This window comes from Arachnia rubra (assembly GCF_019973735.1).
GTDB lineage: Bacteria > Actinomycetota > Actinomycetes > Propionibacteriales > Propionibacteriaceae > Arachnia > Arachnia rubra.
The window spans coordinates 2,185,781-2,208,830 of record NZ_AP024463.1 but is presented as its reverse complement, the minus strand read 5'-3'; the positions used below and the strand labels follow the sequence as shown (position 1 = coordinate 2,208,830).

At 64.3% G+C, this 23,050-nt stretch carries 22 protein-coding genes and 1 pseudogene; 17 read left to right on the top strand and 6 right to left on the bottom strand.

What is annotated here, in order from left to right; translation table 11 throughout:
- Nucleotides 1-138: 138 nt before the first annotated feature.
- The 3 genes and pseudogenes from SK1NUM_RS10155 to SK1NUM_RS10145 all read left to right on the top strand — a co-directional run bounded on the left by SK1NUM_RS10155 (nt 139) and on the right by SK1NUM_RS10145 (nt 4,754).
- Nucleotides 139-397 (top strand): annotated as a pseudogene (locus SK1NUM_RS10155) (WhiB family transcriptional regulator).
- 92 nt (nt 398-489) lie between these two features.
- Nucleotides 490-3,492, top strand: a complete 3,003-nt coding sequence (locus tag SK1NUM_RS10150; protein WP_212321695.1) for a glycosyltransferase family 2 protein — start codon at nt 490-492, stop codon at nt 3,490-3,492.
- Nucleotides 3,489-4,754, top strand: a complete 1,266-nt coding sequence (locus SK1NUM_RS10145) for a DUF5719 family protein (RefSeq protein WP_212321693.1) — start codon at nt 3,489-3,491, stop codon at nt 4,752-4,754. The genes SK1NUM_RS10150 and SK1NUM_RS10145 overlap by 4 nt, the downstream gene beginning before the upstream one ends.
- A 110-nt stretch (nt 4,755-4,864) precedes the next feature.
- Here the strand turns inward: SK1NUM_RS10145 and SK1NUM_RS10140 are convergent, their stop codons facing one another.
- Nucleotides 4,865-5,302, bottom strand: coding sequence for a metallopeptidase family protein (locus SK1NUM_RS10140; RefSeq protein WP_212321691.1), 438 nt, complete (start codon nt 5,300-5,302; stop codon nt 4,865-4,867).
- Nucleotides 5,303-5,337: 35 nt separating this feature from the next.
- Here SK1NUM_RS10140 and SK1NUM_RS10135 point away from each other — a divergent pair, with 35 nt between their 5' ends.
- From SK1NUM_RS10135 to ahcY, 6 genes are read left to right on the top strand one after another with little or no spacing between them, the layout of a single operon-like run.
- Nucleotides 5,338-5,718, top strand: a complete 381-nt coding sequence (locus SK1NUM_RS10135) for a DUF3499 domain-containing protein (RefSeq protein ID WP_212321689.1) — start codon at nt 5,338-5,340, stop codon at nt 5,716-5,718.
- Nucleotides 5,719-5,753: 35 nt separating this feature from the next.
- Nucleotides 5,754-7,124 carry a phosphohexomutase domain-containing protein gene (manB, locus tag SK1NUM_RS10130; RefSeq protein WP_212321687.1) on the top strand — a complete coding sequence of 457 codons (1,371 nt, stop codon included), beginning with the start codon at nt 5,754-5,756 and terminating at the stop codon, nt 7,122-7,124.
- Complete coding sequence (locus SK1NUM_RS10125) at nt 7,117-7,308, top strand: Trm112 family protein (RefSeq protein WP_212321685.1); 192 nt, start codon at nt 7,117-7,119, stop codon at nt 7,306-7,308. The genes manB and SK1NUM_RS10125 overlap by 8 nt, the downstream gene beginning before the upstream one ends.
- A gap of 8 nt (nt 7,309-7,316) precedes the next feature.
- Nucleotides 7,317-8,342 carry an SIS domain-containing protein gene (locus SK1NUM_RS10120; protein WP_212321684.1) on the top strand — a complete coding sequence of 342 codons (1,026 nt, stop codon included), beginning with the start codon at nt 7,317-7,319 and terminating at the stop codon, nt 8,340-8,342.
- An 11-nt stretch (nt 8,343-8,353) separates the two neighbouring features.
- Nucleotides 8,354-8,791 (top strand): type II 3-dehydroquinate dehydratase, encoded by a 438-nt coding sequence (locus SK1NUM_RS10115; protein WP_212321683.1) that lies wholly within the window; start codon nt 8,354-8,356, stop codon nt 8,789-8,791.
- Entirely contained in the window at nt 8,788-10,218 is a 1,431-nt protein-coding gene (gene ahcY / locus SK1NUM_RS10110) for an adenosylhomocysteinase (RefSeq protein ID WP_212321682.1), read from the top strand. The genes SK1NUM_RS10115 and ahcY overlap by 4 nt, the downstream gene beginning before the upstream one ends.
- A gap of 111 nt (nt 10,219-10,329) precedes the next feature.
- On the opposite strand, the gene SK1NUM_RS10105 is transcribed toward ahcY, so the two are convergent.
- Nucleotides 10,330-10,581 (bottom strand): DUF3039 domain-containing protein, encoded by a 252-nt coding sequence (locus SK1NUM_RS10105; RefSeq protein ID WP_212321681.1) that lies wholly within the window; start codon nt 10,579-10,581, stop codon nt 10,330-10,332.
- A 186-nt stretch (nt 10,582-10,767) separates the two neighbouring features.
- Between SK1NUM_RS10105 and SK1NUM_RS10100 the strand changes: the two genes are divergently transcribed.
- Both SK1NUM_RS10100 and malQ read left to right on the top strand, forming a co-directional pair.
- Nucleotides 10,768-11,433 carry an RDD family protein gene (locus tag SK1NUM_RS10100; protein ID WP_212321680.1) on the top strand — a complete coding sequence of 222 codons (666 nt, stop codon included), beginning with the start codon at nt 10,768-10,770 and terminating at the stop codon, nt 11,431-11,433.
- Nucleotides 11,434-11,461: 28 nt separating this feature from the next.
- A complete protein-coding gene (malQ, locus tag SK1NUM_RS10095) occupies nt 11,462-13,573 on the top strand; it encodes a 4-alpha-glucanotransferase (RefSeq protein ID WP_212321679.1) in 2,112 nt (703 codons plus the stop codon).
- Nucleotides 13,574-13,752: 179 nt separating this feature from the next.
- Here the strand turns inward: malQ and SK1NUM_RS10090 are convergent, their stop codons facing one another.
- Nucleotides 13,753-15,105 (bottom strand): nicotinate phosphoribosyltransferase, encoded by a 1,353-nt coding sequence (locus SK1NUM_RS10090; protein WP_212321677.1) that lies wholly within the window; start codon nt 15,103-15,105, stop codon nt 13,753-13,755.
- Between the two features lie 89 nt (nt 15,106-15,194).
- On the opposite strand from SK1NUM_RS10090, the gene clpS reads away from it, so the two are divergent.
- Genes clpS through SK1NUM_RS10060 form a run of 6 tightly spaced genes read left to right on the top strand, consistent with a single transcriptional unit; the run spans nt 15,195 to nt 19,004 of the window.
- Nucleotides 15,195-15,518, top strand: a complete 324-nt coding sequence (clpS, locus tag SK1NUM_RS10085; RefSeq protein WP_212321675.1) for an ATP-dependent Clp protease adapter ClpS — start codon at nt 15,195-15,197, stop codon at nt 15,516-15,518.
- The gene (locus SK1NUM_RS10080; RefSeq protein WP_212321673.1) at nt 15,515-16,066 is read left to right on the top strand and encodes a DUF2017 family protein; all 552 of its coding nucleotides are present in this window, start codon (nt 15,515-15,517) and stop codon (nt 16,064-16,066) included. Before clpS ends, SK1NUM_RS10080 begins: the two co-directional genes overlap by 4 nt.
- Complete coding sequence (gene murI, locus SK1NUM_RS10075; protein ID WP_212321670.1) at nt 16,063-16,866, top strand: glutamate racemase; 804 nt, start codon at nt 16,063-16,065, stop codon at nt 16,864-16,866. The genes SK1NUM_RS10080 and murI overlap by 4 nt, the downstream gene beginning before the upstream one ends.
- A gap of 19 nt (nt 16,867-16,885) precedes the next feature.
- Nucleotides 16,886-17,608: a ribonuclease PH gene (gene rph / locus SK1NUM_RS10070; RefSeq protein WP_280526528.1), complete on the top strand. Its 723-nt coding sequence runs from the start codon at nt 16,886-16,888 to the stop codon at nt 17,606-17,608.
- 5 nt (nt 17,609-17,613) lie between these two features.
- Nucleotides 17,614-18,213: an RdgB/HAM1 family non-canonical purine NTP pyrophosphatase gene (rdgB, locus tag SK1NUM_RS10065; RefSeq protein ID WP_212327708.1), complete on the top strand. Its 600-nt coding sequence runs from the start codon at nt 17,614-17,616 to the stop codon at nt 18,211-18,213.
- A complete protein-coding gene (locus tag SK1NUM_RS10060; RefSeq protein WP_212321668.1) occupies nt 18,210-19,004 on the top strand; it encodes a thymidylate synthase in 795 nt (264 codons plus the stop codon). Before rdgB ends, SK1NUM_RS10060 begins: the two co-directional genes overlap by 4 nt.
- On the opposite strand, the gene SK1NUM_RS10055 is transcribed toward SK1NUM_RS10060, so the two are convergent.
- The 3 genes from SK1NUM_RS10055 to SK1NUM_RS10045 all read right to left on the bottom strand — a co-directional run bounded on the left by SK1NUM_RS10055 (nt 19,005) and on the right by SK1NUM_RS10045 (nt 23,048).
- On the bottom strand, nt 19,005-20,075 hold the full coding sequence (locus SK1NUM_RS10055) for an AAA family ATPase (protein WP_212321666.1): 1,071 nt from the start codon (nt 20,073-20,075) through the stop codon (nt 19,005-19,007).
- Between the two features lies 1 nt (nt 20,076).
- Entirely contained in the window at nt 20,077-22,368 is a 2,292-nt protein-coding gene (locus SK1NUM_RS10050; protein WP_212321664.1) for a DUF4132 domain-containing protein, read from the bottom strand.
- A gap of 68 nt (nt 22,369-22,436) precedes the next feature.
- A complete protein-coding gene (locus tag SK1NUM_RS10045; protein WP_212321662.1) occupies nt 22,437-23,048 on the bottom strand; it encodes a WGR domain-containing protein in 612 nt (203 codons plus the stop codon).
- Nucleotides 23,049-23,050 lie beyond the last annotated feature (2 nt).

The following is a 23,050-nucleotide window of genomic DNA, read 5'->3' as shown; positions in this document are numbered from 1 at the left end:
TTTCGCCCTTCAGGGAGATGGGGGACGGTTGTGGATACAAGCTGGATTGTCCGCCCGGCCTCGATGCAAGCCGACTCGCCGGACGGGCTTGACGCGAAGGAACCGCACGTGTGTAATTTGGGCCAGAGAGGGGGCAAAATGGACGACATCTGGACGTTGGGGGTGAACGCCGAAGATGAATTCGCCTGGCACCAGCATGCACTGTGTGCACAGACGGATCCTGAGGCATTTTTCCCGGAGAAGGGGGGGGTCAACCCGCGAGGCGAAGCGCGTGTGCTCGAGTTGCACAGTACGCGCTGAGTGCTTGGAATACGCGTTGGCCAATGATGAACGTTTCGGAATCTGGGGAGGGCTTTCGGAACGTGAACGCCGAAAGTTGAAACGCCAGGCTATCTGAAGTGGTTCCGCTGAGCCGTCGGGGCGTCGAGTGGGCTATCGTCTGGGAGTGCCGCTAGAGAATCTAGGGGTCTGCTGACAGGAGGAACCGGCTTGACGGGTCAGGCGACAACAGACAATCTCTGGGCCTGGATCGACGAGGAGTCGGATTCCGAGCCATTCGAGACGATAGATCCGCGCATGGTTGCCGCGGTCATGGTGGTTCACAATGCGGGCGAGTGGTTACCGCGTCAGCTTCGCGCACTTTCCGCTCTGAACCCTAGGCCTGGGATTCTCATAGCAGTGGACAACGGCTCCACCGATGAGTCGGGCCGACTGCTGGAGCAGGCTCGTGCGGCTGGAGTCATCAGTAGCGTTGTCAGGGGGAATCCTGATTTCGGCTTTGGGGCGGCAGTTGCCGCGGCACTGCCGCCCCATGCCCCATGGATCTGGCTGTTGCATGACGATTCAGCGCCCCACCCGGATGCTCTAGGGCAGTTACTGCGTGGCGCCTCCAGCACGGGGGCTGCAGTCATATTCCCGAAGCTGCTTCAGCCGCGCCGCCGGAACTATCCTGAGACTCTCGCGGAGGTTGGACAGTCCATTACCCCGACGGGACGGCGTGTGGGGACCGTCGATGAGGGTGATATCGATCAGGGCCAGGAGATCTCACAGCCGATATTGGGTGGATCGACGGCAGGGATGCTCATCCGAGGCGATGTCTGGCACCAGCTGGGTGGGCTTGCCCCGGAACTGCCACTGCACCGTGATGGGGTGGATTTCGGCTGGCGTGCCAACGAGGCCGGCTACGGCGTCATCACCTGGCCCGATGCGGCACTGACGCATCGCCAGTCCGGACGGACGGGGGAGCGGCGCGGTGCTTTCGCCCGGGAGTCGCATGAAGTCGATCGCCTGGCCGCTCTACGAGTGGCTGCCGCCCGCGGCCCGAAGCCATCTAAGACCGCCCGGCTCGTGGTGGGCAGTGTCCTGCGGTCCCTGGGTTTCCTGCTTGCGAAGTCACCGCGGCTGGCAGGTGCTGAACTCAGAGCCGCCAGGCGGTTTATCGCGACCCGGGACCAGGTCGCACACCTTGCTGCTCGCTCAGTGGATCGCATAGACGTTTCTCACCTGTTGCCCAGCCGTCACTGGCCTGTCCGCAATGCGCTCGACCGGCTGGGCGCCGATATGGCCGATCGTTATCGTGACTTCACCAGCCAGGAGTCAGGATTCAGTATCGATGAGATGACGGGCGACGACTTTGCAGGTGGTCCCACGCGGCGGCGATTCCTCGCCCCACTGTCGATTCTCACCCTGCTGCTAATCGTCGCTGGAGGGGTAGCGCTGCGGGGGCTGTTCGGACTCGGAGACGTTTTTGGCGGTGGACTGCTCCCTGCTCCGGCCACTCTCGGTAAGGCCTGGGAGCTTGCGCTGAGTCCTGTGGCCGGAGCAGCGGGGGCTGATGCTCCCTGGCTGTCGATCGGGGCTTTTCTGTCGACCCTGGCATTCGGAAGCCCACAGCTCCTGGTTTTTCTCGCTTTGGGGTTGGCGCCCTTGCTGGCGGCGTTGTCCGCTCACAGCTTCCTACGTCGTTGCGGGGTCACCTTGACCACTTCCGCAATCGCCTCAGGTGTCTGGGCTGGTGCCGTCATCCTGCTGGGCCTGGTCACTGCCGGCGACATCGCGGGGATGGTGTTGGCGATAGTGCTGCCTCAGCTAGCCTCCGCGATACACAGGATCGCAATTGACGACAGCACTGGCGCCGAAAGACTCCGGGCCCCTGCGAGTGCTGCCGGTTGGCTGCTGGTGGGGGCCGCAGCATGGCCTGTTCTTCTGCCGCTCGGCTTGGTTGGCGGGATCATCTGGGTGATCCGTGACCGTCACGTCTGGCTTCCCGTGATGATCGCCATCGTTCTGCCGGCGGCTTTCCTGGCGCCTTGGTTCCCGTCCTTGTTCTCCCATCCGGGACGCATCCTGACAGGGCCGGATCCGCTCGCCTGGCCCGCCTGGCCACCAGCGTCCCTGGCCACCCTATTCGGCCGTATCCTGCCTTCCGGGCTGCCGCAGTGGGCCAACATAGCGTTCTTCGCGGTGCTGGGTCTGGCTGCGGGGTATGCCATCTGCACTCTCCGTAGCACGCGCTACCGCATGGTTGCCATCGCCGGAATCGGTGTTCCGCTGGTCATCGGTGTGGTGCTTTCCCGCACTGCGCTGCCGGTCAACGGCGGGGAGGCCCGGGCCCTGCTCTCCGGCTGGGCCTTGTTGACCGTCGCAGGGCTGCTGGCTCCGGTCATCGCCATGAGGCTCCGGGATGAGCAAGCACGCCTCGACCTGCGGGTCCTGCTCTCAGGGTTGACCGCAGCATCGCTGCTGGCGGCTGGGGTGTGGGCTGTGATGGGCTTCGCCGGGCCAGTGTCCAATCACCCCTCCCAGCTGGGGTATGTCCATGACGTGATCGTGTCGGCTCGCCAGACGCGGGTCCTGATGATCGAGGCAAAATCCGACGGAGGGTTGAAGTGGAATGTGGCCGACTCCTCCCAGCCCACCTGGGGTACGGCGGAACGCAATCCGGTCGGGGCCTTCTACAACGATTTCGCGGCGCTGGTTCAGCTGTTTGGCGGCGGTGATACCCCAGAGGACCTGGCGGACCGGCTGAAAGCACTTGGAGTCGGTCACGTCTGGATGAAGGGGTTCAGCGCTGAGCAACTGGCTGCCGTGGGGAACGCAGCCGGATTGACGTCTGCTCCACTGGACCAGGATGTCGTGATATGGACTGTGGTGGAGTTGCCAGCCCGCGCTCGCATCATCGACGGCGAGAGCAGCCAGGCTGTTCTGGAAGGCTATGTCTCAGCCTCTGGCGCCGAGCGGCGCCTCGTGTTGGCTGAGCCCTCTGACGACCGCTGGCGGGTCAGCATTGGTGGACAGGAACTCAGCCGGATCTCCGGTGACGAAAATGTGTCTTTCACCGTTCCTGCCGGGGCTGAGGGACAGCTGAGCTGGCAATTGGCTCCCAGCTGGGGGACGTTCGGCCTGCAGATCGGTGTCGTGGTGTTGATCGCGGGCCTGGCCGCCCCCACCATCGGTGGCTCTTCGGCTGCCCGTCGTGGACTGGAGGAATGATGCGGCGCGTTCTTGAAACCCTCATCGGGTTTGCGGCCCTGACCGGCATCGTCATAGGGATCACCACCCTGACCCCGGCTGACTTGCCGCGAGTCAGCACTGTCGAGGCGGCGCGGTCGTCGAAGGTGGTGTGCGTTCCTGCTGCCTCCGGTGCAACCGTGATGGTAGACAACACCACCACCGTCACTCCTCTGGGAGGGCCGGCCAGCGAAACGGATCGTGCCGTGCTGCGGGAACAGGAGAGCTCGGTCGTCGCCGAGGGCACCACCACGCCGGTGGGTGGTGCCCTGGCAGGGACCGGTTCTGTGCGCACCCTGACGCAGTGCGTCAAACCCGTGTCGCAGGGCGTCATCGCGCTTCCCGCGACAGCGGACACCCAGCTTCGGCTCGTGAACCCGGATGCCTCGGAAGCTGCGGTCGATCTGACCCTCTACGGGGCGGATGGTGAGATCCAGTCACTGGGGGCCCGGGGTATCGCACTGGCTGCCCACCAGGAACGCACCATCGCCCTGTCGATCCTGACCTCCGAGGCAACACCGGTCGGGGTGGCCTTCAAAGCCAGCCGAGGTCGTGCCGCAGTGATGGCTGTCACCCAGACCCAGACCAGTGCCACAGCATCCGCGCCTTCCCAGCTCGGCACCTCCCACCTGATTCCGGGAGTCCCGGCAGGTGCCACCAGCACCGTGGTGGTGCTGGCAAATCCCGGTGAGACCCGCGCGACTGCGAACCTGACCGCTTTCGGAACCACGCCCGCCTACCAGCCGCAGGGAGGTGGGAACATCAGCATCCCGGCCCATTCGAGCGTCTCAGTCCCGCTGGAAAATGCCCTGCTGGGCGAGGCATCTGCGATTCAGGTCAGCTCGGATGAGCCGGTGATGGCTGGCCTGTCCTTCACTCTGGGAGATGCTGCTCAGGTGGCACCGGTCACCATGGCGACCTCTCTGGTCACGTTCACCGCTCCCGGTGGGGTACTGCAGCTGACGAATCCGGGGCAGGCGGAGGTTCAGGCCACTGTTACCGCTACCGGTGCCGGGGGCGCAGAGGAAACCTCGACGGTGTCAGTTGGGGCAGGGCAGACCGCTGTCCACAGTCTTCCCGCTGGGGCCGATCTGGGTCAGCGAGTTGTGGTCGAGTCGGCGCAGCCGTTGTTCGGCGCTGTCGTGTCCTCGGGGGACAACGGATCCTGGGCAGCGCCACTGGAGCAGATGGGCTCGGGAGGGGTTCCTCCGCTGGAGGCCGAGCTCGACCCAGAACTGCACTGAGGGATTGTGCGTGGGGATCTACTGGTTTGCAGTACCAGCCCATGGGCGGGCGGAACCTCTCAGAGCCCGCCATGCGTAGCGAGCCGATAGTTACATCCCGGCGAGACCTGTCAGTCCTCCCAGTCTGTCGGCTCGTAGCCCAGCAATTCGCGGACTGGACGTTCCGTGAGCGCGCTGAGCTGCTCCACGATCGTGCGGTGCACCAGGGCACGCAGTGCCGAGCGGTTGCTGGCGCGGTGTTCCAGTGGGCGTTCATAGATCACGATCTGGGCTGGCCGTCCCTTGGACGGCTCCAGCGCAGCTGACATGGGAACCCGGTCTCCTGACCAGGCGGTCTTGAGAAGAGGGACGTCTTCAACTCCCACAACCGTGCCGTCAAGGGCCCGTGGGTCGATCTCAGCGATCGCGGCCAGTGCTTCTTTCACGCATTGGTTGAAGTACTCGACCCGGTTTGGGGCATGCAGCGGAACAGCTTTGCGGTTGTTGGAATCAGGCAGGGCGATGGTCCCATGCATTCCTCGGTCGTGGCGGTCGCGGCTGCGTGGCATGCGACAACTCTAGTCTTGGGAAGCGGTAGGCTGCGATGGTGCGTCGTTGTTCCCGGACCGCCTGCGGCCTGCCTGCTGTGGCCACGCTCACCTATGTCTATGCGGATTCGACCGCAGTCCTGGGGCCACTGGCAGATGTCATGGTACCCGGAGCCTTCGATCTGTGCGCGGATCATGCCTCCCGGACCTCTGTCCCCATGGGATGGGAGGTGATCCGGCTGCCGCTGGACCGCAGACGCAATGAACCAGAGGCTGATGACGATCTGGTGGCGCTGGCGAATGCCGTCCGCGAGATTGGGTTACGGGATGAGCAGGATGAGCCGACCACTCCTGTGGACCGCGCCCCCGCCCCGAAGCCCAAGAAGCCGGGTAAAAGAAAAGGCGGACATCTTCGCCTGCTTCCGACCGTGGAATGAGCCGCTACCAGGGCGCGAACGCTAAGCTCAAAGGCGTGCTTAAGCAGCAGATCTTCAAGGCCAACGACATTCGCGGCATCGTGACGGGTGAGGATCCAGAGCTGGATCTGGACGGGGCGCGTCAGCTGGGTGCCGCTTTTGTGGAACTACTTGGCCTTTCTGGGAAAACGTTCGTGATGGGCCGCGACATGCGGCAGCTCGGGAAAGAGCTGTCCATGGCTTTTGCTGATGGTGCCCGCAGGGCAGGAGCGTCGGTTGTCAATCTTGGCCTGACGTCCACCGACCAGCTCTGGTTTGCCTCTGGGCACCTGGGGCTGCCCGGGGTGCAGTTCACAGCCAGCCACAACCCGGCGATGTACAACGGCATGAAATTCTGCATGGCCAATGCCTTTCCCGTCCGTCCCGGTTTTACCACCGAGCTGCGGGAACGTGCCGGCTCAGTGGTCATCGGGGACGAGGTGCAGGGCGGCTACGAGGAACGTGACCTTACCGCCGAGTTCGTCGTCCATTTGAACCAGTTGGTGCCGGTGACGGGTGGACGACGGCTCACAGTGGTTGTCGACGCGGGGAACGGAATGGCTGGTCTCATAGCCCCAGCTGTCCTGGCCGGACGGGACGTCGAACTGATCGGGCTGTACATGGAACCAGACGGCAGCTTCCCGAATCATCCGGCAAACCCCCTGGAGCTGGAGAATCTGGCGGATGCCCAGGCTGCGGTGCGCCAGCACGAAGCCGATCTCGGGCTGGTCTTCGACGGTGATGCGGATCGATGCTTCCTGATTGACGAGCGGGGCAAGGTGGTGGATCCCTCCGTGATCACCGCGATGATCGCGGTGGCTGAACTCACCAAGGAACCCGGGGGAGTCGTCGTCGTCAACGCAATCACCTCGCAGGCGGTCGCCGACGCGGTCGCAGGACTCGGCCGGGTGCAGGTCTCGCGAGTCGGGCACACCTTTGTGAAGTCGCTCATGGCAGGTGAAAATGCTATTTTCGGCGGCGAGCACTCCGCGCATTACTATTTCCGTGAATTCTGGGGAGCAGACACCGGGGTGCTCGCAGCCCTTCATGTCCTGGAGCAGCTGCGTGTCTCCGCCGGCACGCTGTCAGGCCTCGCCGCCCGTTTCGACGGCTACCAGCGGTCGGGCGAGATCAACTCAACCGTGACCGACCATCAGGCGAGCATGGAGCTGATCGCCGCAGCCTTCGAAGGACGGGGGGAAATCGAATACTGGGATGGCCTGACAATCCGTGATCCCGAAGCTGGATGGTGGGTCAACCTGCGCCCATCCAACACAGAGCCTCTGCTTCGGCTGAACGTTGAGGCACGCGACACCCACACCATGACCCAGTTGCGTGACGAGGTGCTCGCCATCGTCCGTGCCGATGAAGGAGAAGCCGATGAGTGAAGCCGCCATGGATCTTTCCGCGGAGTTCCTGGCCATCGCCGCCTGCCCGGCCTGCCACGCCAAGTTCGCCGTTGACTATGACCGCTCCGAGCTGGTGTGTACCTCTGCCACTTGTGGACTAACCTATCCCGTGGAGGACGGCATCCCCGTTCTCCTGGTCGATCAGGCCCGCGGCACCCTGTGAGGTCTCCCATGTCCCAGCGGTGGTTCGACGATGCCCGTCTTGAGGCGGATGATCTGGTGGACAACGACTCTCTGTGGTGGCTCGCTTCCGCGGGCGCTCGTATCCGGTGGGCTGCGCTGAGCGAGCCTGTCGGACGGCTGGCCCGGGCTGACCGGCCACGCGGGGTGCTGGTGCTGGGCGCGGAGGCGCGCCTGGTCCGGGCCGTTCTGGAGCCCACCTGTCCCGTGCCCTTCACCGCGTGGCCCGGCCCTGCCCTTCCGGCCTGGCTGGGGCCACTCGACCTAGTGGTTGCGCTGGGCTCCCATGACGCACCGGCCTGGGAGGTCCGCTGCCTGGCGGAGGCCGTCCGCAGGGGGGCCACGATCATCGCCGCTGCCCCGGCTGAATCCGCGCTGGCGGCGGCGGGGGCAGGGCCCTTGACTACTCACCTGCCGACGCCACACGACGATCCCATGGCGGCTGCCATCGCGGTGCTGGCACTGCTAGGGCAGCTGGAACTGGGGCCTGCGGTGGATGTGGAGCTTGCCGCGGCCGCCGCTGACAGCGTTGCAGCCCGCTGCTCACCTGGCCGTCCCCTGGGAGACAACCCAGGTAAGGACCTCGCCGTCGGGCTGGCCGACTCCTTCCCGCTGGTGTGGGGTGGCACGACACTCGCTGGACGTGCATCCAGGCGAATCGCTGAGACTCTGCGCAGAGCCAGTGGGCGCCTGGCACTGGCCGCCGACGCAGAGGAACTTGAAGCGGTGTTGTGCAACTCGCCGCGGCGCGACGTGTTCACCGATCCGTTCGAGCAGCAGGCTGAGAGCTATCCCGCGCTGCTTCTCCTCGACGCGGATCAGGTACCGGAGCCGATGACCGAGACAGCCCGGCGGCTGACCCGCCTGGCCAATGACATCGGGGTACGGGTGTGTCACATCACCTCTGGCCTCGCGGAGCTGGGCGCCTCCGACGTGGAGCGTTACGTCACCCTCCTTCTCCAGGGACGTTACGCAGCCACCTATCTGGGTATCGGCCTGGGTGGGACCCAGGCGTGAGAGGGGATCAGATGCGCGCGGCGTATGTCTTGAACGGACCCAACCTCGGGCGGCTCGGCAGGCGTCAGCCTGAGGTCTATGGGCACACCACCCACGCGGATCTGGCCGCTCACCTGGTGGAGTACGGCCGTGGGGTCGGGCTTGAGGTGGAGGTGCGGCAGACTGACTATGAGGGCCGCTACATCGAATGGCTCCATGAGGCCGCCGATGCTGGCGTGTCCTGTGTGCTCAACGCAGGGGCGTGGACCCACTACAGCTATGCGGTGGCGGATGCGGCTGCGCTCGTCACCTATGTGGAGGTGCATATCTCGAATGTCCATGCCCGTGAGGATTTCCGGCATCACAGCGTCCTGTCTGCCAAGGCTGCGGGCATCATCGTTGGGTGCGGGCTGAGGGGATACGACCTGGCGTTGACGCATCTGGCTGCGGGCGTAGACTCCGGGGCGTGACGTTCGATTTCCGTGTAGCAGACCTGTCCCTGGCCGGTTTTGGCCGTGAGGAGATCACCCTCGCTGAGCATGAGATGCCTGGCCTGATGGCCATGCGCGAGCGATACGCAGCCTCCCAGCCCTTGGCGGGGGCGCGTATCGCCGGGTCAATCCATATGACTGTCCAGACCGCGGTGCTCATTGAGACCCTCGTGGCGCTCGGCGCAGAGGTTCGCTGGGCATCCTGCAATATCTTCTCAACCCAGGATCATGCGGCGGCGGCGATTGTCGTTGGTCCTGATGGCACCCCTGACGATCCGAAGGGCGTGCCTGTGTTCGCCTGGAAGGGGGAGACGCTGCAGGAATACTGGTGGTGCACCCGCCAGATTCTTGACTGGCCAGGGGAGAAGCGTCCCAACCTAATCCTTGACGACGGCGGCGACGCCACCCTGTTTGTCCATGAGGGGGTTGCGGCACAGCGTGCCGGGGCCGTGCCCATCGATGAGCCCACGGACTCAGAGGAGGCCCTGGCCCTGAAGGCAGCGCTCAGGGAGGCGCTGGGAGAGTTGGATTTCGAGGCCCTGGCCGCGGGTATCCTCGGGGTCACTGAGGAGACGACCACCGGGGTTCATCGCCTCTATGAGATGCACCGCGGCGGCAACCTGCTGTTCGGGGCCATCAACGTGAATGACTCGGTGACCAAGTCCAAGTTCGACAACAAGTACGGCTGCCGCCACTCCCTGATCGACGGCATCAACCGGGCTACTGACGTGCTGATCGGCGGCAAAGTGGCGGTGGTGTGCGGCTACGGCGACGTGGGTAAGGGCTGCGCGGAGTCGCTGCGGGGCCAGGGGGCTCGTGTGATCGTCACCGAGGTCGATCCGATCTGCGCCCTGCAGGCCGCGATGGATGGGTTCCAGGTGGCGCGGCTTGAGTCGGTGGTGGGCATCGGTGACATCTTCGTCACCGCCACGGGAGGCCGCGACATCATCCTTGAGGAACATATGTCGCAGATGAAGCATCAGGCCATCGTCGGGAACATCGGCCATTTCGACAACGAGATCGACATGGCTGGGCTCGCCGCGCGGGATGACGTGACGAAGGTCGAGATCAAGCCGCAGGTCGCCAAGTGGATTTACCCGGACGGCCATGCGGTGATCGTGCTCAGCGAGGGACGGTTGCTGAACCTCGGCAACGCCACAGGCCATCCCTCCTTCGTGATGAGCAATTCCTTCACCAACCAGGTGCTGGCCCAGATGGAGCTGTTCACCCGGACGGACGCCTATCCGCCGGGCGTCTATCTGCTGCCGAAGCACCTGGATGAGGAGGTGGCGCGGCTGCACCTGCCCTCCCTGGGGGTGGAGCTCAGCACCCTGACGCAGGCGCAGGCCGATTATCTTGGGGTTCCGGTCAACGGGCCGTTCAAGTCCGACCACTACCGCTACTGACCAATCCTGCGGCCCGGGGTATTCCCGGGCCGCAGTTTTCGTGTGAAGGGCTGGCCCCGGGAGTCGTCTCGACGACATCTCACCGGTGAGGTCCCCAAGCCCGCCAGCCCGTCAGTTTTCCGGATCACCCGGCTTCATGGACTGCCAGATCTCCTTGCACTCTGGGCACACTGGGTACTTTTCCGGGTTACGTGAGGGCACCCATACCTTTCCGCACAAGGCGACCACGGGTGTCCCGGTCACCATGGCCTTGACCAGCTTGTTCTTGGGGACATAGTGGCTGAAGCGTTCATGGTCGTCGGAGTCCCTGAGCTCGGTGCGTTCGTCGAGGACTGTCTGGGAACCGGGGGAAAGCTCGCTCATGATCCTCAATCCTATGCCGTCGGGAACGCACGATGCCCAGGGCCCGGCCAGATGCCTCCAGCGGCGTGACGGGCCGCCCGCTGCCGCTGTGCCACGTGTTCCGAGGCCTTGAGGGACTGAAGCGGGTGAGTGACACTGGCATGACCCCGGTGGTGCCCGTTGACCCTGGATGGCATCCTTGTGGCCATGCAGTACTCCGCCTCACAGCCGTCCGCTGGGTGGTATCCCGATCCGGCTGGTTCTGGCGATGAACGCTACTGGGATGGCGCCACCTGGTCCAGTGTCACTCGCCCCAACAGCAGGCCAGCGGCTCAGAGCAGCTACGGCAATGCCCCGGGACGTTCTCAGGACAGGAGCAGATATGCCGGCTGGTGGTCGCGGTGTGCTGCGACTCTGCTCGATGCTCTGGTGCTGGCCATCCCCTCCCAGATCGTCGCTGAGGCATTCGCGCCGGGGAGCCTCGAACGGCTGCAAGCCTGGATGTACGAGATGATCAGGGCCAGCCAGTACTACTCATCCGAGACCCTGGATGCGCTGACCGCTGAGATGCAGCCCGCGATGCTTGTCATCACTGTGCTGGGAGTCATCTATCGGGCTGTGCTCGTCGCTGTCTGCGGAGGTACCGTCGGCAAAATGATCATGCGCATCCGCGTCACTCGTGCCAGCGACCCCTCCCAGCGGACCCCCGGGCTCTGGCGTTCCATCATCAGGGCCGTTGGGGTCGAGGTCATCGGTCTCATCGGCAGAGCCGTGGTGTTCTTGCCCGTGGTCAGCTATCTGATGCCGTTGTTCACGCAGAAGAAACAGACCGTACATGACATGATGGCAGGGACCATCGTCGTCAAGAAATGACTTTTGTCCAGCCAGGAGGAATGAAACCTTGTCACACCTGACCGCTGAGTTGGATGAGCTCGCGGAACGCCTGGGAATAGCCCGGGAGTTCTGGGACTGGAAAGGAAACCATGCGCTCATATCGGAGGCCACCGTTACCGCGGTCCTCCAGGCGATGGGGATAAGGGCCGATACTCCGGAATCCTGTGGTGAGGCGCTGGCCTGGCTTGATGAGCAGCGCTGGCTGCGTGTGCTGCCGCCCTGCACCGTTGTGGAAGAGGGACAGGTAGCGCGGATCGACGTGCATGTTCCTGCTGGCTCGGACGTGTCGCTCGATGTCGTTCTAGAAAGTGGTGAAAGACGTTCTGCGGCGCAGGTGGAGAACTGGATCTCAGACCGTGAAGTCTCTGGCCAGCTCCGCGGTGAGGCCAGTTTCGAACTGGCAGATCTGCCACTGGGCTACCACCGCTTGGAGGCGCTATCCACTGAGGGCACCACTTCTGCTGCGCTGATAATTACTCCGAAATTCGTGGGTTTTCCATCGGGGATGCGTGGCAATCGCACGTGGGGATACGCCGCTCAGCTCTACAGTGTCACGTCGAAGCATTCCTGGGGGATGGGGGACTTCACCGACCTGGCGGATCTGGCCACCTGGGCGGGCAGTGAGCAGCAGGCCGGTTTTGTGCTGGTCAATCCTCTGCACGCACCCCAGGCTGCCGCGCCGGTTGAGCCCTCGCCGTACCTGCCATCGAGCCGCCGTTTCCTCAGCCCGTTGTACATCAGGCCTGAGGCGGTTCCCGAGTACGCCACCATCGGTCAGCCGTCGCGGCGAAAGATACGCAGGCTCCGCAAGTCACTGCGAGACGATGGCAAGAGCATTGATCGGGACGCGGTCTGGAAGGTGAAGCGGGATGCGCTGTGGGAACTGTTCCGGGACGGGTTACGTCCTGCCCGCCAGCTCTCTTTTGACGGCTTCCGCCGCCGCGGCGGCAGGGCGCTACGCGACTTCGCTGTCTGGAGTGCCCTCAGCGAGATCCACGGAAACGACTGGAGGAACTGGCCCGAGAAGCTGCGTGATCCACGCTCGGCGGCCACAGCGGAGTTCGCCGCTGCCCAGACGGTGAGGATCGAGTTTTTCGAGTGGCTTCAATGGACCGCTCAGCAGCAGCTGTCGGCCGCCCAGACAGCCGCCGAAGAGGCGGGCATGGGTGTCGGTGTGCTGGCTGACCTGGCCGTGGGGGTTGGCAAGGCCAGCGCCGAGACCTGGCTGATGGGCGATGTCTACGCGTCAGGGATCACCGTCGGCGCGCCCCCGGACCAATACAACCAGGGAGGACAGGACTGGGGGCAGCCACCGTGGAACCCACTAAGGCTGGAAGAACTGGAATACGAGCCATTCCGGGCAATGGTGCGGGCAGCCCTGAGCCGCGTTGGTGGTCTCCGGATCGATCACATCATCGGTTTATTCCGGCTGTGGTGGGTGCCGGAGGGACTCGGCCCCAGCGCAGGCACCTACGTCCGCTATAACCACGAGGCGATGGTCGGGATCCTGGCTCTGGAGGCCTACCGTGCCCAGGCGCTGGTCGTGGGGGAGGACCTCGGCACTGTCGAACCTTGGGTGCGGGAATACCTCGCACGCCGTGGCCTGCTGGGCACCGCCATACTGTGGTGGGAATACGGCTCCGACGGGCAGGTCCTGCCGCCGGAGGAATGGCGTGAATACTGCATGGCATCGGTCACCACGCACGACCTGCCTCCGACCCTTGGATACCTTGAGGGAGGCCACGTCAAACTCCGCGAGGAACTCGGCCTGCTGCTGGAGCCGGTGGAGGATGAGCTTGCCGCCGCAGAGCAGGAACGGAACAGGTGGGTGAAACGGCTCATCGCTTTCGGGGTTCTCGACGAGAACCTCGCAGATGACCAGGTCGAGGTGATGCTGGCGCTACATCGTTACCTGCGATTGACCGGATCCAAGGTACTGGTTGCGTCACTGGCCGATGCGGCGGGCGAGAAACGCGCCCAGAACCAGCCCGGGACTACGGATGAGTACCCCAACTGGAGGATTCCGCTGGCCGATTCCGAAGGCCAGCCCGTCAAGCTGGAGGAGCTATTCACAGCCAGCCTGCCCCGCCGGGTCGCAGAAGTGATGAACCAGGGCTGAACCCGGAGCGGCCGGATCGTTGACGTCATGCGTTCTCCGGGCTGCCGGCAGCCAGCGCGCATTGGGCGGCGTGGGCTCGTCGGCCGTTCCGTCGGCGGGGTCTCTGAGAGTTCCGGTCCGGTCGCACGTGGCGTCCTTGTGCAAACTCCAGGACTGCGGTGGCAGTCAAGTAGCGTGAATCACAGTCCCGTGGGCCTGGGTTTTGCCTGGTAGGGATTGGTGGTCTGCGACCCGGTGCCGTCGAGGATGACCGTCTCGATGGCCGGGTCACCTCTGCTGATGCGCAGGGCCGCCATCGGGAGCTCGGCCAATGAATCGCGGTGCCGGGTACGTGCGTCCTCAAGGGTCCCGTGGAACACGCGCTGACCGTCCTTGACGAGATCCGCCAGGAGATAGCGGTCGTTGCCGTCGCTGTCCGGCGGCGCCCCAAGACCGATGATCTCGGCCTCGGCGCGGCCATCCTCACCCAGCCTGCGCATCGCGGACTTGCGGCCGCCCAGGGTGTTCTTCCCTCTTGATTTCTTACCGACGGGGGTTTTCGGTGCGTCACGGTCGGAGGAGTTGGCGCGGGCGACAAGTTTGTAGACGAATCCACAGGTGGGATGCCCGGAGCCGGTGACCAGCGAGGTCCCCACCCCGAAACCATCAACGGGAGCGCCGCGCAGCGCCGCGATCTGCCACTCGTCCAGGTCGGAGGTGACCGTGATGCGGGTGCCTGTGGCACCCAAGTCGTCGAGGAGATCGCGGGCCTGACGAGCCATCATCGGCAGATCCCCCGAATCGAGGCGTATGGCTCCCAGCCTGCCTTGAGTTAGCTCCACCCCTTTGCGGATGGCCGCCTCGACATCGTAGGTGTCCACTAGGAGGGTGGTCTCCACCCCCAGGGTGCTGAGCTGGGCCCGGAATGCCTCCTCCTCGGAGTCATGCAGAAGAGTGAAGGAATGCGCCGCGGTTCCCATCGTCGGGATTCCGTAGGTGCGGCCGGCCTCCAGGTTTGACGTGGAGGCGAAACCGGCGATGTAGGCAGCCCGTGCAGCCCCGACCGCCGCCCATTCATGGGTCCGGCGTGACCCCATCTCCGCGCAGGGCCTGCCCTCGGCCATGGCGGTCATGCGGGAGGCGGCTGCTGCTATGGCGGAGTCGTGGTTGTAGATGCTCAGCAGCAGCGTCTCTAGGATGCAGGCTTCTGCGAAACTGCCCTCGACCGACAACACCGGTGAGCCTGGGAAGTAAGTCTCGCCCTCCTGGTAGCCCCAGATGTCTCCGCTGAAACGGTAGTCCGCCAGCCACTCGGCCAGGTTGTCGCGGATGATTCCCTGCTCCAGCAGAAACTGCAGGGTGGCGGGGTCGAAACGGAAACTGTCAATGGCATCCAGCGCCCGGCCGAGCCCTGCGGCCACTCCGTAGCGGCGTCCCTCCGGAAGACGCCGGGTGAACAGATCGAACAGGGAACGCCGGTTCGCGGTGCCTGCATCCATAGCGGCCTGCACCATCGTCAACTCGTAGTGGTCGGTCAGTAGCGCTGTCGTCATGGATCAAGCGTAGTGGGGTAGTTATCCAGGGGCGCATGGCAAGGATACGGGTAGTGGAGTGTATGCCGGCTGTAGGTACGATGACGGGTATGCGTCTTCGACCTGCTCCACTGCCCTTCTGCAGCCTTGAGGAACAGTCTGATGGTCAGCTCGCAGTGTTGGATGCTCCACGAGAGACGCCCGCGGAGGCCTGGGTGACGATTGTCTGGGATGATCCGGTGAACCTGATGGACTACGTCACCCACGTCTTCTGTGAATACTTCGGCTATCCGCGGGCGAAGTCGGAGGAGCTGATGCTCAGAGTCCACAACGAGGGCCGGGCTGTGGTGTCGATGGGAAATCGTGAGGCCATGGAACGCGATGTCCTGGCCATGCAGGGATACACACTCTGGGCGACCATGGAGCGGCAATGAGTCGCGGCGCATGGATCTTCCACGCGGGGGAGGGACGAGGACGGGTGCTGCGGATCCTGGTGGAACGTTACGTGCATGATCTGGAACCGCTGCTTCCGAGGATCGACTCCGACGACCCCCTAACCAGGCTGGATGCTGAACTCCAGGCCGAGTCTTCCTGCGACGAGATGGTCTCGGAGTCGCCTGGGCTGGAACGCTTCTTCCCACCCGCGCTCGTGGATGCCGATGAAGCTGGCCAGTTCCGCCGTCGTGCTGTCGTGGGCCAGGCCCGGAAGCGGGTGGAGGCGGCCCGTAAGGTCTTGGAAGGCCTGGGCGACGGGGAACGCAGCCAGGTTGTCGTCCTCAATGAAGACATCGACTCATGGGTGTCGGTGCTCGCCGCGCTCAGGGCACAGTGGCACGTCGAGCTGACTGGAACCACCGGTCGTTTGGCGGAGCCCACCGAGGAGGACATCGACAGGGATCCTGAGACCGCAGCCCTCCTCGACTGGCTGGGCCTGTTGATCGAGGATGCACTCCACGCCAAGTGGCAGGGGGAGGCGCTGTGAGCGAGCGGGAAGCCCCGATTGGGGTCTTCGACTCCGGTTTCGGCGGGCTGACGGTGATGCGTTCCCTGGTGGACCAGCTCCCCAACGAGGACTTCATCTATCTCGGTGACACTGCCCGGGCGCCCTACGGTCCCCGGCCGATCGCGCAGGTCCGTGAGTTCGCTCTCCAGGGTCTTGACCACCTGGCCGGCCGCGGTGTCAAGGCGTTGGTGATCGCCTGCAACTCCGCCAGCTCCGCTGTTCTGAGGGATGCCAGAGAACGTTATGACATGCCGATCCTGGAGGTGATCCTTCCCGCTGCCCGCCGTGCACTGACCGCCACGAGCAGCGGCAGGGTCGGGGTGGTCTGCACGGAGGCGACAGCGATGTCCCGTTCCTACGACGACGCCTTCGCGGTAGCTGGTGACATCCGTCTGACCACCCAGCCTTGTCCACGGTTCGTCGATTTCGTGGAGGCCGGCATCACCGGTGGTGATGAGCTGCTGGGCGTGGCCCGTGAATACCTGGCGCCCCTGCAGGATGCCGGCATCGACACCCTGATCCTCGGATGCACCCACTACCCGCTGCTGGCTGGTGTCCTCAACTATGTGCTCGGTGACGGGGTGGTGCTGGTCTCGTCGTCAGATGCCTGTGCTCAGGACACTTACGCGAGACTCACTCGCAAGGGTTTGCTGCACGATACCCCGCGGCATGCCCGCCGTGAGTTCCTCACCACCGGTGACGCTGATTCCTTTCAGGGTATCGGGGAGCGGCTGCTGGGGCAGTTCGTTCATGATGTCCATCAGGTTGCACTTCGCTGAACTCCGGTAGGTTTGCCCCATGATTCTGCGCATCGACGGCCGTCAGGCCGACCAGCTTCGTGAAGTCCGTATCACCCGCGGGTGGCTCGATCATGCCGAGGGCTCCGTGCTCGTGGAATTCGGGAAAACCCGGGTGTTGGTCGCCGCCTCGGTGACAGTCGGGGTGCCGCGCTGGCGGCGCGACACCGGCCTGGGCTGGGTAACCGCCGAATACTCGATGCTGCCCAGGGCTACCCACTCCCGTAGCGACCGGGAATCCGTGCGGGGACGGATCGGAGGACGGACCCACGAGATTTCCCGGCTGGTGGGACGTTCGCTGCGTGCCGTGGTCGATTATTCGGCGCTGGGGGAGAACACCATCGTCTTGGACTGCGATGTGCTGCAGGCCGACGGCGGCACCCGGACCGCTGCGATAACCGGCGCCTATGTCGCCCTGGCTGACGCCGTCTCCCACCTGCGTGAGCTGGACGTCCTCAAGGGTGAGCCGCTGAAGGACTCCGTCGCCGCTGTCTCTGTCGGTTTCGTGGAGGGTGTGCCGCTGCTTGACCTGGCCTATGAGGAGGATTCGCAGGCTGGTACGGACATGAACATCGTGATGACCGGGGCAGGGGAGTTCATCGAGGTGCAGGGAACTGCTGAGGGGGCACCCTTCAACCGCGCCGACCTGGACCGGCTGCTCGACCTTGGGGCAGCAGGCTGTGCTGAACTGACCCGGCTGCAGCGTGAAGCCCTGGCGTTGTGAGCCGCATCGAGAAGGTGGTGCTGGCCACCAACAATCCCAAGAAACTCACGGAGCTCCGGCGGGTGATGGCTGAGTCTGGGCTGGCGGTGGAGGTCCTCGGGCTGGCGGACTTTCCCGCCTACCCCGAGCCCATTGAGAGTGAGCGGTCCTTCGAGGGCAATGCCTTCATCAAGGCCGAAGCAGCGGCAAAACACACCGGCCTGCCGTCCCTGGCCGATGACTCGGGACTCGAGGTGGACGAGCTCAACTCCATGCCCGGTGTGCGCTCTGCTCGCTGGGCCGGGCCGGACTGCGACGACGCGGCGAACAACGCCCTGCTGCTGGCGCAGCTTGCCGGGGTGCCGGCGGATCAGCGTGGGGCACGTTTTGTGTGCGCCCTGGTGCTGGTGTCGCCCGTTGGTGAACGGCGCCTGTGGCGTGGTGAGATGCCGGGGCGGATCGCCGATGAGGAACGAGGCGCTGGCGGTTTCGGCTACGACCCGCTATTCCTACCTGACGGGGAGCACCGGACCTCCGCTGAGCTGACGGCAGCGGAGAAGGACGCCATCAGCCACCGTGGCAAGGCGGTCCGGGCTTTCATCACCTGGCTGGGGGAGCAGCGATGAAGACCTACCTGGATCTGCTGCGCCACATCATGACCGATGGGCTCGACCGCGGTGACCGCACCGGGACCGGGACCCGTAGCATCTTCGGGCATCAGATGCGCTTCGACCTCAGCCGTGGTTTCCCACTGCTGACGACCAAGAAGGTACACATCCGGTCTGTCTTCGGGGAGCTGTTGTGGTTCCTGCGCGGTGATACCAACATTGCCTGGCTGCACGAGAACCGCATCACCATCTGGGATGAATGGGCCGGTCCAGATGGCGATCTTGGACCCATCTACGGCTACCAGTGGCGTTCCTGGCCCACGCCCGACGGGAGGCACATCGACCAGCTGGCCCAGGTCATCGACGCGCTGCGGAGCAATCCGGAGTCCCGGCGGCATATCGTCTCGGCCTGGAACGTGGCTGACCTCGACGCCATGGCGCTTCCCCCATGCCACGCGCTGTTCCAGTTCTACGTGGCTGGCGGGAAACTGAGCTGTCAGCTCTATCAGCGTTCCGCAGACGTTTTCCTGGGACTGCCGTTCAACATCGCCTCCTATTCCCTGCTGACTCACCTGGTGGCCCAGGTGACTGGCCTTAGGGTTGGTGAGTTCATCCACACCCTCGGTGACGCGCATATCTACCACAATCACTTCGACCAAGTGAGAGAGCAGCTCGGTCGGGCACCCAGACAGTTGCCCCAGCTGCGGCTCAACCCCGAGGTGCGCGAGATCGACCGGTTCGAGCTGGCGGACATCACCGTCGAGGGATATGACCCTTACCCGGTGATCAAGGCACCAATCGCAGTCTGATCAGGGAAGATGCCGGTACAGCTCCTCCCAGAGGCCGGAGCGTTTCTTGATGTGGCGTTCGCGGTAGGCCCGCAGCCGGGAGACGTCTTCGGGCTCATCCTTGAGAGCTGATGCGACGATGGCCTCCGCCAGTTCTCTGCCACCTGGGGTCTCGTTGCCGAACCAGGCGGCGTGAACGGTGGCTGCCATCCCCGTGGAGACAGCTTCGGCTGTGGACATGGCGCTGGTCAGCCGCTCCACGCCCTCGCCAGAGGCCTTGCCGGAGCGGAGCTCCCGGAACACCTTGACGAGCACCTCGGTGGCGTCACGGCCCAGCCGGGCTGGAATGCCGGCGGCTTGCAGCATCGCGTTGGTCTCGCGTTCCACCAGGGCCATTTCCACCTCCAGGTTCTCGATGGGCCCGATGGTCTCGAAATTGAAGCGCCGTTTCAGCGCTGCCGACATCTCATTGACGCCACGATCACGGGTGTTCGCGGTGCCGATCACGTTGAAACCCCGTTTGGCGTAGAGCGTGCGATGGGCGGCATCCAGCTCGGGGATGGAGAGGATGCGGTCCGATAGGACCGACAGCATCGAGTCCTGCACCTCGGGGGCGCAGCGGGTGATCTCCTCGAAACGCACCACCTTGCCCTCACTCATACCGCGGTGCACCGGAGCCGGGACGAGGGAGCCCAGGGTGGGTCCCTCGGCGAGCAGCATCGCATAGTTCCAGGAATACTTGATGGCGTCCTCGGTGGTAGCCGCCGAGCCCTGGATCGTCAAGGTGGTGTCCCTGGAGATAGCGGCCGCCAACAGCTCGCTGAGAAGGGATTTCGCTGTTCCCGGCTCGCCGATCAGCATCAGGCCCCGGTTTGTGGCCAGCGACACCACGCAGCGTTCGACCAGGGAACGGCGCCCCACATACTTGCTCGTGACTTCTTGGCCGTCACCGAGCACGAACTCCACCACGGACTGCGCTGAGAGCTGCCAGCCAGGAGCTACCGGACGGTTGTCTTTCCTGTCACGCTGCCTCAGCAGCTCCAGCTCATCTGCGTAACGCAGTTCAGCAGGCGGGCGTTGCATATCTGGCATGTCAGCTCGCTATCTGGTTGATGGTGGCCAGCACCTCACTGGTGATCTTGGCTGGAACTCTGCTCCAGGGTAGGAGCTCCTTGTTCTTCAGATTCCACCCGAGGCCGTACCCCAGGTCCTTCGGATCGTGACATCCCCTCAAGACGTATACCGCCTCGAATTCCTGGTCCTCTTGTTCACCGAGGGGCCCCATCCACATGCCAGGTGCATACTGGATGACCGCGGTGATGCCGGCATGCGGTATCGGAAGGCCGTACAGGCAGTAGCTTCCCGCATCGAGTGCCGCGCCGCGCTCCCAGCCGTATTTGCTGAAGGCGCCGATGAACTTGGTGGCGGGCAATTTACCCTGGGGCAGGGCGTGCAATCTCGTGTCCTCGCCCTGATCGTCGGGGAGCTGGAAGATAGGCCGATCGAGTTGTTTGAAGGGTGGGGTGAGTTCGTAGTCGGCCAGGACTTCGGCCCACTCAGCCTGTTGTTCATCGCTGAGATCCAGCCGGTGCGCGACGCCAATGGTGTGGCCCACGGCCTCGACAGGTTCATCCTGGGCATCGACAAGAGTGCCGTCCTCGTCAACGCGAGCGGTACTGACGAGGTTTTCTCCGTCGTGGATTGCCCAGACGAGACCGGCGAGAAGACGGCGTAGGACGGGGTGCGGCGCTATGAACTGGGCGTGATCCTCAGCACTCCAGCGGCGATCGAGGATCATGGCGCGTTCAAAGCGTTCCAATTGCACCTTCGCCAGGGATGTCACCGCCTTCTTGACGCTGTTGTACTCGGCCTTGGAAGCCTTCGCCAGTGCCGCATCGTCGCTTTTGTTGGGTGCCGGGAGAGTGCTGAGGACCTTGCCTTTGGGGCGTGAGCCGGCATCCAGAAGCCGTACCGCCAACTTTCCTTCGGGGGTCACATAGGCCAGGAACTGGCGGGGTCCGTAGTTGAAGAGGCGGGTGCCGCGTTCGTCGAGGCCACCATCGGAGAGGACCCGGTCTTCCAGCTCGTCGCGGGTGAGGCCGCGCTGGGTCGCGATCTCATCCATTGCCTCCCCGGCACGTTTCTTGAGCGCGGCGAATTTGACTTTGGAGGCTATCCCGGAGATCTGTTGCAGGGCAACATCGGTGGCGACGTTCCGCAGCGCGGCGAGGCCTTTCACCGCGCGCTGATGCTGGCTGATGCCAGGCCATTCCCGGATCAGCGGAGTGAGCGTGTGCACGAACTCGTTGTCCCCTAGCCAGCCGGCCCCGGTCATCAGCCAGCTCTGCTTGCTCGGAGCACCCGCACTCATCCAGAGCTTGAACAGAACCATGGCAAAACCATCCCGGCTGGCCCGGGTGGCGTGGTCGTGAACCGCCGCCACCAGGGGATGCCGTTCAGCGGCACTCAGGGCCCGGAGCAGTTCCTGGGTCTGCTCTGTGCCCAAGCGGTACTCGTCGATCATCACCGCTGGCAGGCTGTCGACGTGGAACGGAAGCTCCTGCTCCGGCGGCAAGGGAGTTGCCGCCAACGCCTCGGCCCACCACGCGGTGCCGGCAGGCAGCTCGGGGGTCGCGGCCTCGGCCAGGATCTCGTCGATGACTTTCCGGGTATTTCCCCTGGTCTGTGTGGCGATGTCTCGGAGCTGTTCGATGGGCAACTCGCGTATCAGGGGAGCCAGCGCCTCGGCTTGGGCCAGGGTGAGGCTCGCGGCGAGGGCCTGTGACATGTGGGAGCGGAGCCAATCTGAGGCTACCTCGGCAGCCTTGGTCCGGAGCGCACCCACGAAAAACTCGGTCATGCCGGGGCCATGCCCAGCCTCGGCGGCGGTCCGGAGCATAGCCAGGGCAATCTCCCGGGCCTGCTGGTCCAGCCAGCCAAGCAGAAGAGCGAACCCCTCACGTCCGGTGGCAACCAGCCACGGCACCACGCCATCCCAGTCCACGACGCGCGCCCCTGTGCGGCGTGCGAAGGCGACCCGTTCCTCGGCCGTGGGCAGTATCAGCCCTACCAGGGCCCAGTTCCTGCTGTCCTGGTCCTGGAGGATGTTCTTCGGCAGTCCAGCCAGGAGTTCCCGCGCCAGGTCTGGGTCGAGGGCATTCAAGCCCGCTGCTGTGAAGACCGATGTGTCGGTCATCTCGTAGCCGTAGTAACGGCGAGTGCTGAGAGGCTCAGGTAGCGGGGAGGGCAGCGAGGCGCGAGCGGCAGCTATCTCAGCGTCCGAACGGGTGGGCAGGATGGGACGGAGTATTAGGGCGCCTTCGACCAACTCGCCGAGCTGGCTGGCAGTCTTGCTGATGGGGCGGTGCCAGTTGGTGCGCAGCACGGCTCTCAGCCAGACTGGCCAGTCAAGATCACTGCCTCGCCAGGACGTGTACCGCCTCTTGGGGTCCCTCAGTTTCTCCAGGTATTCCACCCACCAGGCGATCCGCTCCGGGCTCGGTAACTGCTCGGTAACTTGTCGAACAGCGGCTCGCTGAGACGCAGGTGCTCATTGACATAGTAGCTGTAGCTGATCCTCTCCACGGAGGCGATACGCTTTGCCCGCTCCAACTCAGCCTCAGGATCGAAGAGCGAGTCATCCACCTCGATCTTCACATCGACATTGATGTCGTAGGCCTGTTCAAAAGGGGTGATCCTCAAACCGAGATCATCAGCTGCGGCATCCGTCACCTCAAGGGGCACAGCACAGATGACTGCTTCCCGGACGACTTCCTCATCGCCCGCGACTGTCTTGGGACCGGGTTTGCCCTCGGGATGAGTAGGTGTAGCCGGTGCCAAGGAGTCTGTGGGGGCCCCGGGGTCGTCTGAGTATCCCCTCTTGATCTTGGCGGTTACCTGCTTTCCAGCCTCGGCGAGGGCCTTGTCCGCGGAATCGTACTGCTTCGTCTTGGTTGTGCCGGCGGTCCCGCAGCGGCCGTAGCAGACCGTGACCTGGGAGTTGGCCACATCGATGTACCAGAACTTGTCGGACTTGCCCTCTGTCAGTTTCAACCGTCGCTGCATGG

Coding starts and splice junctions, on each gene's coding strand:
- SK1NUM_RS10145 (WP_212321693.1), top strand. CDS start 3,489: ATGATGCGGCGCGTTCTTGAAACCCTCATCGGGTTTGCGGCCCTGACC.
- SK1NUM_RS10140 (WP_212321691.1), bottom strand. CDS start 5,302: ATGCCACGCAGCCGCGACCGCCACGACCGAGGAATGCATGGGACCATC.
- SK1NUM_RS10135 (WP_212321689.1), top strand. CDS start 5,338: ATGGTGCGTCGTTGTTCCCGGACCGCCTGCGGCCTGCCTGCTGTGGCC.
- SK1NUM_RS10125 (WP_212321685.1), top strand. CDS start 7,117: ATGAGTGAAGCCGCCATGGATCTTTCCGCGGAGTTCCTGGCCATCGCC.
- SK1NUM_RS10120 (WP_212321684.1), top strand. CDS start 7,317: ATGTCCCAGCGGTGGTTCGACGATGCCCGTCTTGAGGCGGATGATCTG.
- SK1NUM_RS10115 (WP_212321683.1), top strand. CDS start 8,354: ATGCGCGCGGCGTATGTCTTGAACGGACCCAACCTCGGGCGGCTCGGC.
- SK1NUM_RS10105 (WP_212321681.1), bottom strand. CDS start 10,581: ATGAGCGAGCTTTCCCCCGGTTCCCAGACAGTCCTCGACGAACGCACC.
- SK1NUM_RS10100 (WP_212321680.1), top strand. CDS start 10,768: ATGCAGTACTCCGCCTCACAGCCGTCCGCTGGGTGGTATCCCGATCCG.
- SK1NUM_RS10090 (WP_212321677.1), bottom strand. CDS start 15,105: ATGACGACAGCGCTACTGACCGACCACTACGAGTTGACGATGGTGCAG.
- clpS (WP_212321675.1), top strand. CDS start 15,195: ATGCGTCTTCGACCTGCTCCACTGCCCTTCTGCAGCCTTGAGGAACAG.
- SK1NUM_RS10080 (WP_212321673.1), top strand. CDS start 15,515: ATGAGTCGCGGCGCATGGATCTTCCACGCGGGGGAGGGACGAGGACGG.
- rph (WP_280526528.1), top strand. CDS start 16,886: ATGATTCTGCGCATCGACGGCCGTCAGGCCGACCAGCTTCGTGAAGTC.
- SK1NUM_RS10060 (WP_212321668.1), top strand. CDS start 18,210: ATGAAGACCTACCTGGATCTGCTGCGCCACATCATGACCGATGGGCTC.
- SK1NUM_RS10055 (WP_212321666.1), bottom strand. CDS start 20,075: ATGCCAGATATGCAACGCCCGCCTGCTGAACTGCGTTACGCAGATGAG.
- SK1NUM_RS10045 (WP_212321662.1), bottom strand. CDS start 23,048: ATGCAGCGACGGTTGAAACTGACAGAGGGCAAGTCCGACAAGTTCTGG.